This window comes from Saccharopolyspora gregorii (assembly GCF_024734405.1).
Classification (GTDB): Bacteria; Actinomycetota; Actinomycetes; order Mycobacteriales; family Pseudonocardiaceae; genus Saccharopolyspora_C; species Saccharopolyspora_C gregorii.
In genome coordinates this window covers 5,996,634-6,010,093 of sequence record NZ_CP059556.1, presented here as the reverse complement: position 1 = coordinate 6,010,093, position 13,460 = coordinate 5,996,634, and the positions used below count along the sequence as shown (strand labels likewise).

The window sequence follows — 13,460 nt, the reverse complement described above, 5'->3', positions numbered from 1 at the left end:
CCGTTTCCACTCCGGTGCGCCGCTCGGCCGGCGAGCGCGGCGGACGAGCAGCACCAAGTCAGGTCGAGGGAGAGCCAGTGACGGCCCACGGAGAGGGCGAACGGGACGAGGCCGGGCAGCCGGCGGACGTCCCGTCCGGGTCAGGGTCACCCGCCGAATCCATCGCGGTCCCCGCCGCCCGGGAACGGGCGCGGGCCATTCCGGAAGCGGCCGTCGCACGCCTCGCGGTGTACCTGCGCGTGCTGTCCGGCCTCGAAGAGCGCGGCACCGGCACCGTGTCCAGCGAAGAGCTCGCCGCCTTCGCCGGGGTGAACTCGGCGAAGCTGCGCAAGGACCTGTCCTACATCGGCTCCTACGGCACCCGCGGCGTCGGCTACGACGTGGCGGTGCTGATCGGCCAGATCGAGCGGACGCTCGGGCTCACCAAGAAGCACCGCGTCGCCGTGGCCGGCATCGGGAACCTGGGGCACGCGCTCGCCAACTACGGCGGCTTCCTGAACCGGGGCTTCCCGGTGGCCGCGCTGTTCGACCTCGACCCCGACCTGCTGGACGTGCCGGTCGGCGGCATCCCGGTCAGCTCCGTCGACGACATCGTCGAGGTCTGCCGCGAGCGCGAGGTCACCATCGGCGTCATCGCCACGCCCACCGAGGGGGCGCAGGACGTCTGCGACCGCCTCGTCGAAGGCGGCGTGGTGTGCATCCTGAACTTCGCCCCGGTCGTCCTGCAGGTCCCCGAGCACGTCGAGGTGCGCAAGGTCGACCTGGCCGTGGAGATGCAGATCCTGTCCTTCCACGTCGCGCGCCGGAACCAGGAGGCGATGGTGGTGCCCGGCGTGGCCGGCACCGACGCCGGTCCGCCGGGCGGCGGGGCGAACGGGAACGGGAACTCCGATTCCGCGCCGGAGCGCGGTGATGTGGACGGGATGGTGGTTCGGCCGTGAACCTGCTCACCGTCGGGCTCTCCCACCGGAGCGCCCCGGTACGGGTGCTGGAGAGGGTCGCGATCGGCGCCGACGAGGTCGGCAAGGTCCTCGACGAGCTGCTCGGCCGTCCGCACATCAGCGAGGCCTTCCTGGTCTCCACCTGCAACCGCGTCGAGGTGTACGCGGTCGCCGAGACCTTCCACGGCGGGCTGAACGACGTGACCGAGGTGCTGGCCCGCAAGGCCGGGGCCGAGGTCGCCGAGCTCGCCGACCACTTCTACGTGCACTACGCCGGTGCCGCGGTGGAGCACCTGTTCTCCGTGGCCGCCGGGCTGGACTCGATGGTCGTCGGCGAGGCGCAGATCCTCGGCCAGCTGCGGCAGGCCTACGGCGTCGCCGACCAGGCCGGCACCGTCGGGCGCACGCTGCACGAGCTGGCGCAGCAGGCGCTGCGCGTCGGCAAGCGGGTGCACGCCGAGACCGAGATCGACGCCGCCGGTGCCTCGGTGGTCTCCGAGGCCCTGTCCGACGCCGAAGCGCTGCTGGGCGGTGTCGCCGGGAAGCGCGCGCTGCTCGTCGGCGCGGGTTCCATGGGCGGCTTGGCGGCCGCGCAGCTGCGCCGCGCCGGGATCGGCTCCGTGGTCATCGCCAACCGCACCGCCGCCAACGGCGCCCGGCTCGCCGAGTCGCTGCGCGCCGAGGGCATCCCGGCGGACGCGGTGGAGCTCGCGGGGCTCGGCTCCGCGATCGCCGCCGCCGACCTCGTGGTGACCTGCACCGGAGCCGTCGGTGCCGTGATCACCGAGGACGTCGTGGCCGACGCGGTGCGGGACCGGGACGACAGCGGCCAGCCGCTGCTGTTCTGCGATCTGGGGCTGCCGCGGGACACCGCGCCCGAGGTCGCCGAGCTGCCCGGCGTCGCCGTCGTCGACCTGGAGACCCTGCAAGCGCGGCTCACCGCGCAGCGCGGCGGCAGCGAATCCGACCGCGCCGCGGCGATCGTCGCCGACGAGCTGCGCGGCTACCTCGCCTCGCAGCGCTCCGCCGAGGTCACCCCGACGGTCACGGCGCTGCGCAAGCGCGCCGCCGAGGTCGTCGACTCCGAACTCCTGCGGCTGGACTCGCGGCTGCCCGAACTGGACGGACCGGTGCGCGACGAGCTGTCCCGCACGGTGCGCCGCGTCGTGGACAAGCTGCTGCACGCACCCACGGTCCGGGTGAAGGAACTGGCATCCGTTCCCGGCGGCTCCGGTTACGCCGAGGCGCTGCGGGAACTCTTCGAACTGGACCCGCAGGCGCCGACCGCGATCCGCACGCCCCGCTCCGCGGAGGACGTGCCGGTGACCGGCGCGCACTCGGCGCAGGCGCTGCTGCGGGACCCCCTCGCCCAGGACGGGGCGGAACAGGACGGTGAAGACCGGTGAACAAGACGCTGCGCATCGGCACGCGCGGCAGCGCGCTCGCGATGGCCCAGACCGGGATGGTCGCCGAGCAGCTGGAAGCCGCGGGCTACCCCACCCAGCTCGTCGAGGTGGCCACGCCCGGCGACCGCTCGATGGCGCCGATCGCCGAGATCGGCGTGGGCGTGTTCACCTCGGCGCTGCGCGAGGCCCTCGCCGGCGGCGAGGTCGACGTCGCCGTGCACTCCTACAAAGATCTGCCGACCGAACAAGACCCCCGGCTGTCGCTGGCCGCAGTCCCGGTCCGCGAGGACCCGCGGGACGCGCTGGTGGCGCGGGACGGTCTGACGCTCGGTGAACTGCCCCCGGGCTCCCTCGTGGGAACCGGTTCGCCGCGCCGCGCCAGCCAGCTGGAGGCCCTCGGCCTCGGCCTGGAGGTGCGCGGCATCCGCGGCAACGTGGACACCCGCCTGCGCAAGGTGACCGACGGTGAGCTGGACGCCGTCGTGCTCGCCCGCGCCGGGCTGGCCAGAGTCGGCCGGCTCGCGGTGATCACGGAATCGCTCGATCCACTCCAGATGCTGCCCGCGCCCGCCCAGGGCGCGCTGGCTGTGGAATGCCGCGTCGACGACGTGGACACCGAGCACCTGCTCCAGTCCGTTCTGGACGACCAGGCCAGCCGCGCCGCGGTGGCCGCCGAGCGCGCCATGTTGGCTGCGCTGGAGGCAGGCTGCAGTGCGCCGATCGGCGCGCTGGCCGAAGTGGTGGAGGACCTCGACGAGGACGGGCGCGTGGCGCAGCGGCTGTCCGTTCGCGGGGTCATGGCGACCGACGAGAACCGCCTGGTGCGCGCCTCCGCCACTGGTGAGACGACCGCCGCAGAGCAGTTGGGCCTGGCCTTGGCCGCCGAGCTGCTCGATGCCAGGGACGCTTTGCTCAGCGGTCCCGGTAGTAGTTGATGGAGAGTGCGCTGATGACACGCAAGAGCCCCGGACGGGTCGCATTCGTGGGCTCCGGCCCAGGGGACGCGGGCCTGCTCACCGTTCGGGCCCGGTACTTGCTCACCACCGCGTCGCTGGTGGTGACCGACCCCGACGTGCCGGCCGACGTGCTGGCGCTGGCCGCCGACGGCGCCGAGTCGCGCCCGGCGGCGGGGGAACCCGCCGAGGTCGCGCAGGACCTGGCGAAGGAGGCCGACACCGGCCGCTCGGTGGTCCGGCTCGTCGCCGGTGATCCGATGACGGTGGACGCCGTGGTCCGGGAGGTCCGCGAGGTCGCCAAGACCGGTGCGGCCTTCGACGTGGTCCCCGGCGTGTCCCCGGGCAGCGCGGTCCCCGCTTACGCGGGAGTCGCGCTCGGCGCCGGGCACACCGAGGTCGACGTGCGCGGCGAGGTGGACTGGGCGGCGCTGGCCGCCGCCCCCGGCGCGCTGGTGCTGCACACCACGGGCAGCCACCTGGCCGAGGCCGCTTCGGCGCTGATGGAGCACGGCCTGACCGCGCAGACCCCGGTGGCGGTGACCTCCTCCGGCACCACGGTCTCGCAGCGCACCATCGACACGACGCTGGCCTCGCTGCCCGCCGACGCCGGTGAGCTGCAGGGCCAGCTGGTCGTGACGATCGGTTCGGTCGTGGGCGACCGCTCGGGCCTGTCCTGGTGGGAGTCCCGGGCGCTGTACGGCTGGAAGATCCTGGTGCCGCGCACCAAGGAGCAGGCCGGTTCGATGAGCGAGCGGCTCTGGTCGCACGGCGCCGTCTCGCACGAGGTGCCGACGATCTCGGTGGAGCCGCCGCGCAGCCCCGCGCAGATGGAGCGCGCGGTGAAGGGCCTCGTCGACGGCCGCTACCAGTGGGTGGTGTTCACCTCCACGAACGCGGTCCGCGCGGTGTGGGAGAAGTTCCGCGAGTTCGGGCTGGACGCCCGCGCGTTCTCCGGTGTGAAGATCGCCTGCGTGGGCGAGTCCACCGCGGAGAAGGTGCGCTCGTTCGGCATCACGCCGGAGCTGCTGCCCTCGGGCGACCAGTCCAGCGAGGGCCTGCTGCAGGACTTCCCGCCGCACGACGACATCTTGGACCCGGTGGACCGGGTGCTGCTGCCGCGGGCGGACATCGCCACCGAGACGCTGGCCGCCGGACTGCGCGAGCGCGGCTGGGAGATCGACGACGTGACGGCCTACCGCACGGTCCGGGCCGCGCCGCCGCCGGCCGAGACCCGCGAGATGATCAAGACCGGCGGGTTCGACGCGGTGTGCTTCACCTCCTCGTCGACGGTCCGGAACCTGGTCGGCATCGCGGGCAAGCCGCACGCGCGGACCCTGGTGGCCTGCATCGGCCCGAACACGGCCGAGACCGCCAAGGAGTTCGGCCTGCGGGTGGACGTGCAGCCGGAACTGGCGCAGGTGCCCGCTCTGGTGGACGCGCTCGCCGAGCACGCCGCCCGGCTGCGCGCCGAAGGTGCGCTGCCGCCGCCGAAGAAGGCGAAGCGGGCGCGCCGCAGCTGAGCCGAGTGGCCCGGATCTCGTTGACCACGGGGTCCGGGCCACCGCCGTCTCCCGCCCTGGCAGGCTCACGGGGGAGGAAACGGACACCCGGCGCGGGTGCCCGCCCGAAGATCAATCCGAGCGGGTGGCCGCCCGCGGCCGCCCCTCCTCGCCACGAGGGAGCTCGCCGATGTACCCGTCGCACCGCCCGCGCAGGCTGCGCCGCACCCCCGCCGTCCGGCGGCTGGTCGCCGAGACGAGCGTGGAGCCGCGGCACCTGGTGCTGCCGATGTTCGTGCGGGAAGGCCTGGCCGAACCGGTCGAGATCAGCTCCATGCCGGGCGTCGTGCACCACAGCCGCGATTCGCTGCGCCGCGCCGCGTCCGAAGCGGTCGCCGCGGGCGTCGGCGGCCTGATGCTGTTCGGCGTGCCCGCCGAGCACGACGCCACCGGCTCCGGCGCCGTCGACCCGGACGGCATCCTCAACACCGGGCTGCGCGACCTGGCCGCCGAGGTCGGCGACGCGACCGTGATCATGGCCGACACCTGCCTGGACGAGTTCACCGACCACGGCCACTGCGGCGTGCTCGACGAGGACGGCGTGGTGGACAACGACCGCACCCTGCAGGTGTACGGCGAGATGGCCGTGGCGCAGGCCGAAGCGGGCGCCCACGTGATCTCCCCCAGCGGGATGATGGACGGGCAGGTCGGCGTCATCCGGGAATCGCTCGACGTCACCGGCTTCGAGGACACCTCGATCCTCGCCTACTCCGCGAAGTACGCCTCCGCCTTCTACGGCCCGTTCCGGGAGGCGGTGGACTCGCAGCTCAGCGGGGACCGCAACACCTACCAGCAGGACCCGGCGAACGGTCGCGAAGGGCTCCGCGAGGCGGACCTGGACCTCGCCGAGGGCGCCGACATGGTGATGGTGAAGCCCGCCATGTCCTACCTGGACGTGCTTCGGGACGTGGCCGGGCTGGCCGACGTGCCGGTCGCCGCGTACCAGGTGTCCGGCGAGTACGCGATGATCGAGGCCGCGGTGGCCCGCGGCTGGCTGGACCGCAAGCGCACCGTCCAGGAGACGCTGACCTCCATCCGCCGCGCCGGTGCCGACGTGGTGCTCACCTACTGGGCCACCGAAGCCGCGCAGTGGTACCGGGAGAGCTTGGGGATCCGGTGACGCACCCGCAGCACCCCGACCGCGTCGGCGGCACCGGCGAGGGAGCGACCGCCGAACGCCCGCCGCTGCCCACCCCGCTCAACATCGCCCGCTGGCTGTGGATCGCCGCCGCGCTGCTCGGCCTGGTCCGGGCGTACGTGCGGCTCAGCGACCGGCGCGCGCTCGCGACCGAGCTGCGCACCGCGCTGCCGGACCTGTCGCAGACGCAGCTCGACGACCAGATCAACGCGCTGATCATGTTCGACCTGCTGTACCTGCTGGCGGTGCTGGCGCTGTACGTGTCGCTGTCGCTGCGGATGACGCAGGGCAAGAACTGGGCGCGGGTGGTGCTCACCGTGTTCGCCGGGTTCGGCGCGTTCGGCACGCTGGGCACCCTGCTGCTGATGTCCAGCATCGGGCAGGCGGAGCTGCTGCGGATCACCCAGGTGCGGGTGGAGACCTCGGACGTGGTCTTCGGCGTGCTGGTGACCGCTTTGGAGCTGGCCGCGCTGGTGCTGATGTACCTGCCGGAGACGAACCGGTACTTCCGGGCGACCCGGCGGCCGCGGCCCCCGCAGCAGTGGGCACCGCCACCGCCGGGGCCGTTCCTGCGCTGACGGCCCGGATCGTCCGATCCGTCCGCGTTCGTCGCGGCGCCGGACGGCGTGCGTGATCTAGGCTCGATGACGTGACAGCCTCGCAGGACCCGGACCGGCAGGACCAGGGCGGCCAGCCCGCGGCGCAGCAGCACCCGTCGACCGGTGGCCTGCTGCCCGACTCCGAGGTGTCCGGCGGCCGGATCACCGGCATCCGGCCCGCCGCGCCCGGTGCCGCGCCGCAGCCCGAGCCGTTCACCGCGCCACCGCTGCGGCCCGTCGCGTTCGGCGGCACGGCGGGGCAGGTGTGGGTGGGCAGCTCGCCGGTCGGCAGGCCGCGCGCGGTGTCCGCGGCGTGCCTGCTCGGCATCGCCGACGTGGTGATCGCGTTCGTGATCCTCGGCGTGCGGCTGGCCACCACCGACGACCTGATCGTGCAGGCGATGGGCGAGGCCGACTCGTTCCTGCCGAACGACGGCGACATCTCCGGCGTGTACTACGGCGTTGCCACCGGGATGATCGTGTTCTACGCGCTGCTGGCCGCCGTGTGGGGGCTGCTCGTGCTGTTCCTGCGGCGCGGCCGCGGCTGGGCCCGGGTGGCGCTCACCTCCGTCGCGTTCGTGTGGGCGGTGTCGACGCTGCTGTCGCTGGTCGGCACCCGTTCGCACGGGCCGCTGCTGACCGGTCTGGAGGTCGCGCAGGCGGTGGCGCTGGTGGCGACGCTGGTGTGCATGCACCTGCCCTCGACCCGGGACCACTTCAGCGGCAGCTGATCATCACCCGCTGTTTCCGGTGAACCCGGTGGACAGCGATCTCGCAAGATTCCTACTGTTCGGGAGTGACGTCACCGCCCGATCCCCGGCACGGTCCGCAGGCCCCGGCCGCACCGCCGCTCGGTCCACCGCCGGAACCCGCTCCGCCGCCCGCCCGGCCCGGGACCGTGGTGGCCGCGTTCTGGCTCGCGGTCCTGGCGCCGCTGCTGGTCACCGCGCTGCACGCGGTGGGCTCGGTGCTGGCGCGGGGCTTCCTGGCCGACGCGGTCGGCGCGGACGATCCGGAGGTCGCCGCGGCGGTGGCCGGGATCGGGGCGGTCGTCTTCGTCGTCGCGGTGCTGGTGATGGTCGCGCTGACCGCGCTGTGGATCGCCTTCGGGTTCGCGCTGCGGGCCGGGCGCGGCTGGGCGCGGGTCGTGCTCAGCACCTTCGCCGGGATCTGGGTCTTCTACTCGGTGGGCGGCCTGGTCACCGGCGAGCCCGCCCTCGCCGTTCCCGCGGGGGTGGTGGCGCTCGGCCACGCGCAGAGCGCCGTCGGGCTGCTGGCGATGCTCGCGTTCCTGGTGCTGGTGCGGCTGCCCGCGTCGAACCGGTACTTCCGGCCCGCCGGGTCCGGGCGGTGAGCGGGCCGCCCGGGTCGGTCCGCGCCGCGGTCGGGCTGTGGTCGGCGCTGGCCGCGTTCCTGCTCGTGCAGACCGCGTTCTCCTGGGCGGACCGGGACGCGCTGCGGCGGCGGCTCGTCGAAGCGGGTGCGGCCGCGCCGGACCGGGCGGAGGCCGCGGCGCTGGACCTGCTGCTGCTCAACACCGGCCTCGCCGTCGTGTTCGCCGCGGGCTACGCGCTGGCGGGGGTGCTGATCCGCGGGCGCAGGCCGTGGGCCAGGATCGGGGTCTGCGTGCTGCTGGTGGTGCAGGTCGTGACGGTGCTCGGCAGCCGCTCGTTCGCGGCGGCCGACCTGATCGTGCTGGTGCTCGGCGGCGCCGCGGCCTGGTGCAGTTGGACGACGTCCAGTACGGAGTGGGTGACCGGCGAGCATGAGTGATGCCGACAGCGGCCCGGTGCTCTACGCCGAGCCCGGATCGACCTGGTGGCCGGTGCTGTGGGGGCCGGGATTCGCGCTGACCGGGCTGGTCGTCGAACTGCTCACCCCCGGCGGGGTGAACCTGCCGGTGTGGATCCTGCTGGCCGGTGCGCTGGCGGTCGCCACCGTGCTGTGGGTGTACGCCCGCCGCCGCGCGCTGGCGGTCCGGTTGACGCCCGAGGTGCTGACCGTGGGCCGCGAGGACCTGCCGGTGCAGCGGATCGCCGCGATCACCGACGTGGGCGCCCCGCTGGGCACCCGGGTCCTCGGCGGCGGCTTCACCCCGCCGAAGGGCACCGGGGAGATCCCGCTGCGGTTATCCGACGACGCGGTCGTGCTGGCCTGGGCGAAGGACCCGGCCACGCTGCTCGACGAGCTGCGCCCGCTGCTGCCGGCGAGCTGACCGGCCCGGAGAGCTGACCGGCCCGGAGAGCCGGTGCCGTGCGCGGTCCGGTGCGTGAGACGCTTTCGCCGTGACGTTCCCGGAACCGTGGTCGGCCGACGAGCCGATGCTCAGCGAGAACACCGCGGACGCGCCCGAACCCCGCGGCGGGCTGGCGCAGCCGTGGCGGGCCGTGGTGGCGGCCGTCGAACTCGTGCTCGCCGTCGCCCTGGTCGTGGCCGCCTGGTGGCTGTGGGACCGGTCGCAGCTGGTGGTGGAGGTGCCCGGGGCGACCGGGCTGCCGATGCGCTCGACCAGGATCTTCGGCGACCGGGCGGCGCTCGGCATCGCCGCCCCGACGCTCGCCGCGGTCCTGCTCGTGGACGCCGCCCGCCAGCTGATGCTCGCCTGGGCGGTCCGCCGCTCCCGAGCCCGCCGGGACTGACCGGAACGGCGGGTGGGAACCCACCAGCGTTCGATCCTGCCAGCGGCGAAGCCGTTGCGCCGCCGACCACTTGATTAACGGGACGACCTGCGGGTTCTCAGCGGCCGAGGACAGCGATTTCTCGTGTGGCGGAGCCGCTCGTGAAATCGATCCCGCAGCGCGGGGGCCGCTGAGGTTCCGCCACCCGTCCCCGCTCAGCAGGACCACGCCCCACCGAAGGTTCCGGGTCGGCCTGTCAGACTGGGGGAGTGACAGCCGAAACTCCTGGCGGTACCAGTCCGCACACCACGACCAGGTCGGCGGAGCTGTTCGACCGAGCGCTCACCGTGACGCCGGGCGGCGTCAACTCCCCGGTGCGGGCCTTCCGGTCCGTCGGCGGCACCCCGCGGTTCATGGTCCGCGGCGAGGGCGCCTACCTGTGGGACGCCGACGGCAACGAGTACGTCGACCTCGTGTCCTCCTGGGGCCCGATGGTCAACGGGCACGCGCACCCCGACGTCGTCGAGGCGGTGCGGGCGGCCGCGGTGGACGGCCTGTCCTTCGGCACCCCGGGCGTCGGCGAGATCGACCTCGCCGCCGAGATCATCCGCCGGGTCGAGCCGGTGGAGCAGGTGCGGCTGGTGAACTCCGGCACCGAGGCGACGATGAGCGCGGTGCGGCTGGCGCGCGGCTTCACCGGCCGCAGCAAGATCGTGAAGTTCGCCGGTTGCTACCACGGGCACGTCGACTCGCTGCTCGCCGACGCCGGATCCGGCGTGGTGACGCTCGGCCTGCCCACCAGCCCCGGCGTGACCGGCGCGCAGGCCGCGGACACCGTGGTGCTGCCGTACAACGACGTGGACGCGGTGCGCGAGGCGTTCGCCGAGTTCGGCGACCAGATCGCCTGCGTCATCACCGAGGCCGCCGCGGGCAACATGGGCGCGGTCGCCCCGCAGCCCGGGTTCAACGCCGCGCTGCGCGAGATCACCCGCTCGGCGGGCGCACTGCTGATCATGGACGAGGTGATGACCGGGTTCCGCGTGTCCGCCGCGGGCTGGTTCGGCCTCGACGGCGTCGCGGGCGACCTCTACACCTTCGGCAAGGTCATGTCCGGTGGCCTGCCCGCCGCCGCGTTCGGCGGGCGCGCCGACGTGATGGAGCTGCTCGCCCCGTCCGGTCCCGTCTACCAGGCGGGCACCCTGGCCGGGAACCCGGTGGCCGTCGCCGCCGGGCTGGCGAACCTGCGGGCCGCCGACGACGCCACCTACGCGGCGCTGGACCGGAACGCGGCGCGCCTCGGCGAGCTGCTCGGCTCCGCGCTCGCCGAGGCCGGCGTGCCGCACCGGGTGTCGTTCGCGGGCAACCTGGTCAGCGTATTCTTCACCGAATCGCCGGTGGTGGACTTCGAGCAGGCCCGGGCCCAGCAGGCGTGGCGCTTCCCGGCCTTCTTCAACGCGTTCCTGGACCGCGGCGTGTACCCGCCGCCGAGCGCCTTCGAGTCGTGGTTCGTGAACTCGGCGATGGACGAGGCCGCGTTCGAGCGGATCGCGGACGCCGCCCCGCACGCCGCGGCCGCTGCCGCCGCGGCCGAGGAGCCCGCGGCATGACCAAGACGATCGTGCACTTCTTGCGCCACGGCGAAGTGCACAACCCGGAGAAGATCCTCTACGGCAGGCTCCCCGGCTACCGGCTCTCGGACCGCGGCCAGGAGCAGGCGAAGCTGGTCGCCGACTTCCTCGCCGGCCGCGACGTGCGGCACGTGGTGGCCTCCCCGCTGCAGCGCGCGCAGGAGACGGCCGCCCCCATCGGCGCCGGGTTCGGCCTGGACGTGGACACCGACGACCGGCTGATCGAGTCGGCGAACCGGTTCGAGGGCCTGCGGGTGTCCGTCGGCGACGGCGCGCTGCGCTCCCCGCAGCACTGGCCGAAGCTGCGCAACCCGTTCGAGCCGTCCTGGGGCGAGCCGTACGTGGAGATCGCGCACCGCATGCTCGGCGCCGCGCAGCGCGCCCGCGCCGCCGCCGAGGGCAGCGAGGCGGTGTGCGTGTCCCACCAGCTGCCGATCTGGACGCTGCGCCGGTTCGTCGAGGGCAAGCGCATGTGGCACGACCCGCGCAACAGGCAGTGCTCGCTGGCCTCGCTGACGAGCCTGGTGTTCCGCGACGAGCAGCTGGTGCGCGTCGCGTACGTGGAACCCGCCGGGGAGACCGATCCGCGGGTGACCGGGGCATGAGGCGGCTGCTGGCCCGCGCGGCGCTGTCGGTGGCGGTGCTCGGCCTGCTCGGCGGCTGCGCCACGGCGGGCAAGGACGCCGTCGAGCAGGGCACCGAGTTCACCTTCGTCTCGCCGGGCGGGCAGACCCGCATCTTCTACCCGGAGGCGGAGCGGCAGAAGCTGACGAAGCTCAGCGGCGACAGCCTCCTGGAGGAGGGGAAGCGGATCGGCCTCTCCGACTACGAGGGGAAGGTCGTGGTGGTGAACCTGTGGGGTTCCTGGTGCGGCCCGTGCCGCGCCGAGGCCGACGACCTGCAGGCCGTGCAGGACAAGACGGGGCCGCAGGGCGTGCAGGTGCTGGGCGTCGACGTGCGGGACAGCCGTTCCGCGGCCGCGGATTTCCACCGCGACCGGAGTTTGACGTATCCCTCGATTTTCGATCCGTCCGGTCGTTCGCTGTTGTCGTTGAAGAACTATCCGCGCAGCGCCGTGCCGTCCACGATCATTCTGGATCGGCAGCACCGGGTCGCTGCGGTTTTCCTCACGGAAATGTTGGAGAGCGAACTGCTGCCGGAAGTGCAGAAGGTGGCGGCCGAACCGGCGGCGTGACCCTTTCCACGAGCCCGCATTCGTGCGCATTCCCGGCGGGTTCGTGGATTTTCGGCGAGCCGGTTCCGGCCCGCTGCTCCGGGACGAGGACGCGACGTCCGCCCGTTCGGAGCAGCCGCTGGGCCGAACGGTGCTCGTCCGCGTCCGGTGGTGGCAGCGCGCCCGCCGCCGTCCGGTCGAGCGCCTCAGCGCCTGCGCCGGGCCAGCACCCGCCAGCAGTCCATGCACGTGCCCTGCCGCACCCACTCGTGCTCGGTGCGGTCGTGCAGCTCGGTCGCGGCGGCCTCCACCCCGCAGTACGAGGTCACGGGGCATCGCGGGTCGGCGTCGAGCGCGCTGGCGGCGAAGGCGTGGCGCCCCGCCGGAACGGGCCGCCACACGTAGGTGAGGCCGTGCTGCGCGGGCATCGCGTGGACTCCATTCCTCCGGTGTCGTCTGCCGAGAATGAGACCCGCCTCGACACTCGAATGGCAATGCGCTTCACCGAATCGAGCGATGGCACGGCTTCGGCGGAGGAAATAGGTTCCTGCTATGACCAGTGTTCGAGCGCGGGGCCTGGGCGCTGAGATCCGCGAACTCCGCAAAGCGGCCGGATTGCGATTGGAACATCTCGCGCACCGATGCGGGTGGTCGCGAGCGACCTTGGGCCGAATCGAATCGGGGGAACGAGTGCCGAGCGAAGGCGAACTCGCCGCGCTGCTCGACACCCTCGACGTGGCCGGTTCCGAGCGCACGCGGCTGTTCGAGCTCGTCAACGCGGCCACCGAGGCGCGCTGGTGGGAGGCCGGGTACGCCGGCATGCCCAGCGCGCTGACCGCCCTGATCGACTTCGAGCGGCTCGCCACCAAGATCACCGATGTGGCGCTGGCGCTGGTGCCGGGACTGCTGCAGACCCCGGACTACACGCGGGCGGTGCTCAGCGCGGGCGGCGTGCGGGACGCCGACCTGGAGTCCCGGGTCGCGCTGCGGCTCGGCAGGCAGGGCGTGCTCACCCGGGAGGAACCGGCGCGGCTGCACGCCTACCTGGACGAGTCGGTGGTGCACCGGCCCGTCGGCGGACACCGGGTGATGTCCGACCAGCTGCGCCACCTGGTGCGCATCGGGCGCCGGCCGAACGTCTCGGTCCGGGTGATCCCGTTCGCGGCGGGCGCGTACGCGGAGCTCAACGGCAGCCAGCTGATCCTGGAGTTCGCCCGGCAGCGTCCGGTGGTGCACCTGGAGCAGCGGCGGCGCGGGGCCTTCCTGGAAGCACCCGCCGACACCGCCCCGTTCCTCGACGCCGCCGCCCGGCTGCCGGTCCTGGCACTCGACGAAGCGGAGTCCGCGGCGCTGATCGCGGACGTGGCAGGCGCGATGGAACGGGAATGTGAGCGCGACGGTGCGTTGGCGTAAGTCCAGTCACAGCGGCGAGGAGAGCAAC

At 73.5% G+C, this 13,460-nt stretch carries 16 protein-coding genes; 15 read left to right on the top strand and 1 reads right to left on the bottom strand.

Annotated elements, in window-relative coordinates:
• Positions 1-77 precede the first annotated feature (77 nt).
• From H1226_RS26445 to H1226_RS26380, 14 genes are all read left to right on the top strand, one after another.
• The gene (locus H1226_RS26445) at positions 78-941 is read left to right on the top strand and encodes a redox-sensing transcriptional repressor Rex (RefSeq protein WP_373689991.1); all 864 of its coding nucleotides are present in this window, start codon (positions 78-80) and stop codon (positions 939-941) included.
• A complete protein-coding gene (locus tag H1226_RS26440) occupies positions 938-2,347 on the top strand; it encodes a glutamyl-tRNA reductase (RefSeq protein ID WP_224956999.1) in 1,410 nt (469 codons plus the stop codon). The genes H1226_RS26445 and H1226_RS26440 overlap by 4 nt, the downstream gene beginning before the upstream one ends.
• The gene (hemC, locus tag H1226_RS26435; RefSeq protein WP_258343861.1) at positions 2,344-3,282 is read left to right on the top strand and encodes a hydroxymethylbilane synthase; all 939 of its coding nucleotides are present in this window, start codon (positions 2,344-2,346) and stop codon (positions 3,280-3,282) included. The genes H1226_RS26440 and hemC overlap by 4 nt, the downstream gene beginning before the upstream one ends.
• Positions 3,283-3,296: 14 nt before the next feature.
• Positions 3,297-4,823 (top strand): bifunctional uroporphyrinogen-III C-methyltransferase/uroporphyrinogen-III synthase, encoded by a 1,527-nt coding sequence (locus H1226_RS26430; RefSeq protein WP_224956997.1) that lies wholly within the window; start codon positions 3,297-3,299, stop codon positions 4,821-4,823.
• A 169-nt stretch (positions 4,824-4,992) separates the two neighbouring features.
• Positions 4,993-5,982, top strand: coding sequence for a porphobilinogen synthase (hemB, locus tag H1226_RS26425; RefSeq protein WP_258343857.1), 990 nt, complete (start codon positions 4,993-4,995; stop codon positions 5,980-5,982).
• Positions 5,979-6,578 carry a hypothetical protein gene (locus H1226_RS26420; protein ID WP_224956995.1) on the top strand — a complete coding sequence of 200 codons (600 nt, stop codon included), beginning with the start codon at positions 5,979-5,981 and terminating at the stop codon, positions 6,576-6,578. Before hemB ends, H1226_RS26420 begins: the two co-directional genes overlap by 4 nt.
• A 71-nt stretch (positions 6,579-6,649) precedes the next feature.
• Positions 6,650-7,330 carry a hypothetical protein gene (locus H1226_RS26415; RefSeq protein WP_258343855.1) on the top strand — a complete coding sequence of 227 codons (681 nt, stop codon included), beginning with the start codon at positions 6,650-6,652 and terminating at the stop codon, positions 7,328-7,330.
• A 65-nt stretch (positions 7,331-7,395) separates the two neighbouring features.
• Complete coding sequence (locus H1226_RS26410; protein ID WP_258343853.1) at positions 7,396-7,953, top strand: hypothetical protein; 558 nt, start codon at positions 7,396-7,398, stop codon at positions 7,951-7,953.
• A complete protein-coding gene (locus tag H1226_RS26405) occupies positions 7,950-8,372 on the top strand; it encodes a hypothetical protein (protein WP_258343851.1) in 423 nt (140 codons plus the stop codon). Before H1226_RS26410 ends, H1226_RS26405 begins: the two co-directional genes overlap by 4 nt.
• The gene (locus H1226_RS26400) at positions 8,365-8,814 is read left to right on the top strand and encodes a DUF3093 family protein (protein WP_258343848.1); all 450 of its coding nucleotides are present in this window, start codon (positions 8,365-8,367) and stop codon (positions 8,812-8,814) included. Before H1226_RS26405 ends, H1226_RS26400 begins: the two co-directional genes overlap by 8 nt.
• Positions 8,815-8,884: 70 nt before the next feature.
• The gene (locus H1226_RS26395; RefSeq protein WP_258343846.1) at positions 8,885-9,238 is read left to right on the top strand and encodes a hypothetical protein; all 354 of its coding nucleotides are present in this window, start codon (positions 8,885-8,887) and stop codon (positions 9,236-9,238) included.
• 248 nt (positions 9,239-9,486) lie between these two features.
• The gene (gene hemL / locus H1226_RS26390; RefSeq protein WP_258343844.1) at positions 9,487-10,824 is read left to right on the top strand and encodes a glutamate-1-semialdehyde 2,1-aminomutase; all 1,338 of its coding nucleotides are present in this window, start codon (positions 9,487-9,489) and stop codon (positions 10,822-10,824) included.
• The gene (locus H1226_RS26385; protein WP_258343842.1) at positions 10,821-11,450 is read left to right on the top strand and encodes a histidine phosphatase family protein; all 630 of its coding nucleotides are present in this window, start codon (positions 10,821-10,823) and stop codon (positions 11,448-11,450) included. Before hemL ends, H1226_RS26385 begins: the two co-directional genes overlap by 4 nt.
• Entirely contained in the window at positions 11,447-12,040 is a 594-nt protein-coding gene (locus H1226_RS26380; protein WP_225043647.1) for a TlpA family protein disulfide reductase, read from the top strand. Before H1226_RS26385 ends, H1226_RS26380 begins: the two co-directional genes overlap by 4 nt.
• Before the next feature lie 185 nt (positions 12,041-12,225).
• Here the strand turns inward: H1226_RS26380 and H1226_RS26375 are convergent, their stop codons facing one another.
• Entirely contained in the window at positions 12,226-12,447 is a 222-nt protein-coding gene (locus tag H1226_RS26375; protein ID WP_224956984.1) for a hypothetical protein, read from the bottom strand.
• Between the two features lie 124 nt (positions 12,448-12,571).
• On the opposite strand from H1226_RS26375, the gene H1226_RS26370 reads away from it, so the two are divergent.
• Positions 12,572-13,432, top strand: a complete 861-nt coding sequence (locus tag H1226_RS26370) for a helix-turn-helix domain-containing protein (RefSeq protein ID WP_224956982.1) — start codon at positions 12,572-12,574, stop codon at positions 13,430-13,432.
• Positions 13,433-13,460: the final 28 nt, after the last annotated feature.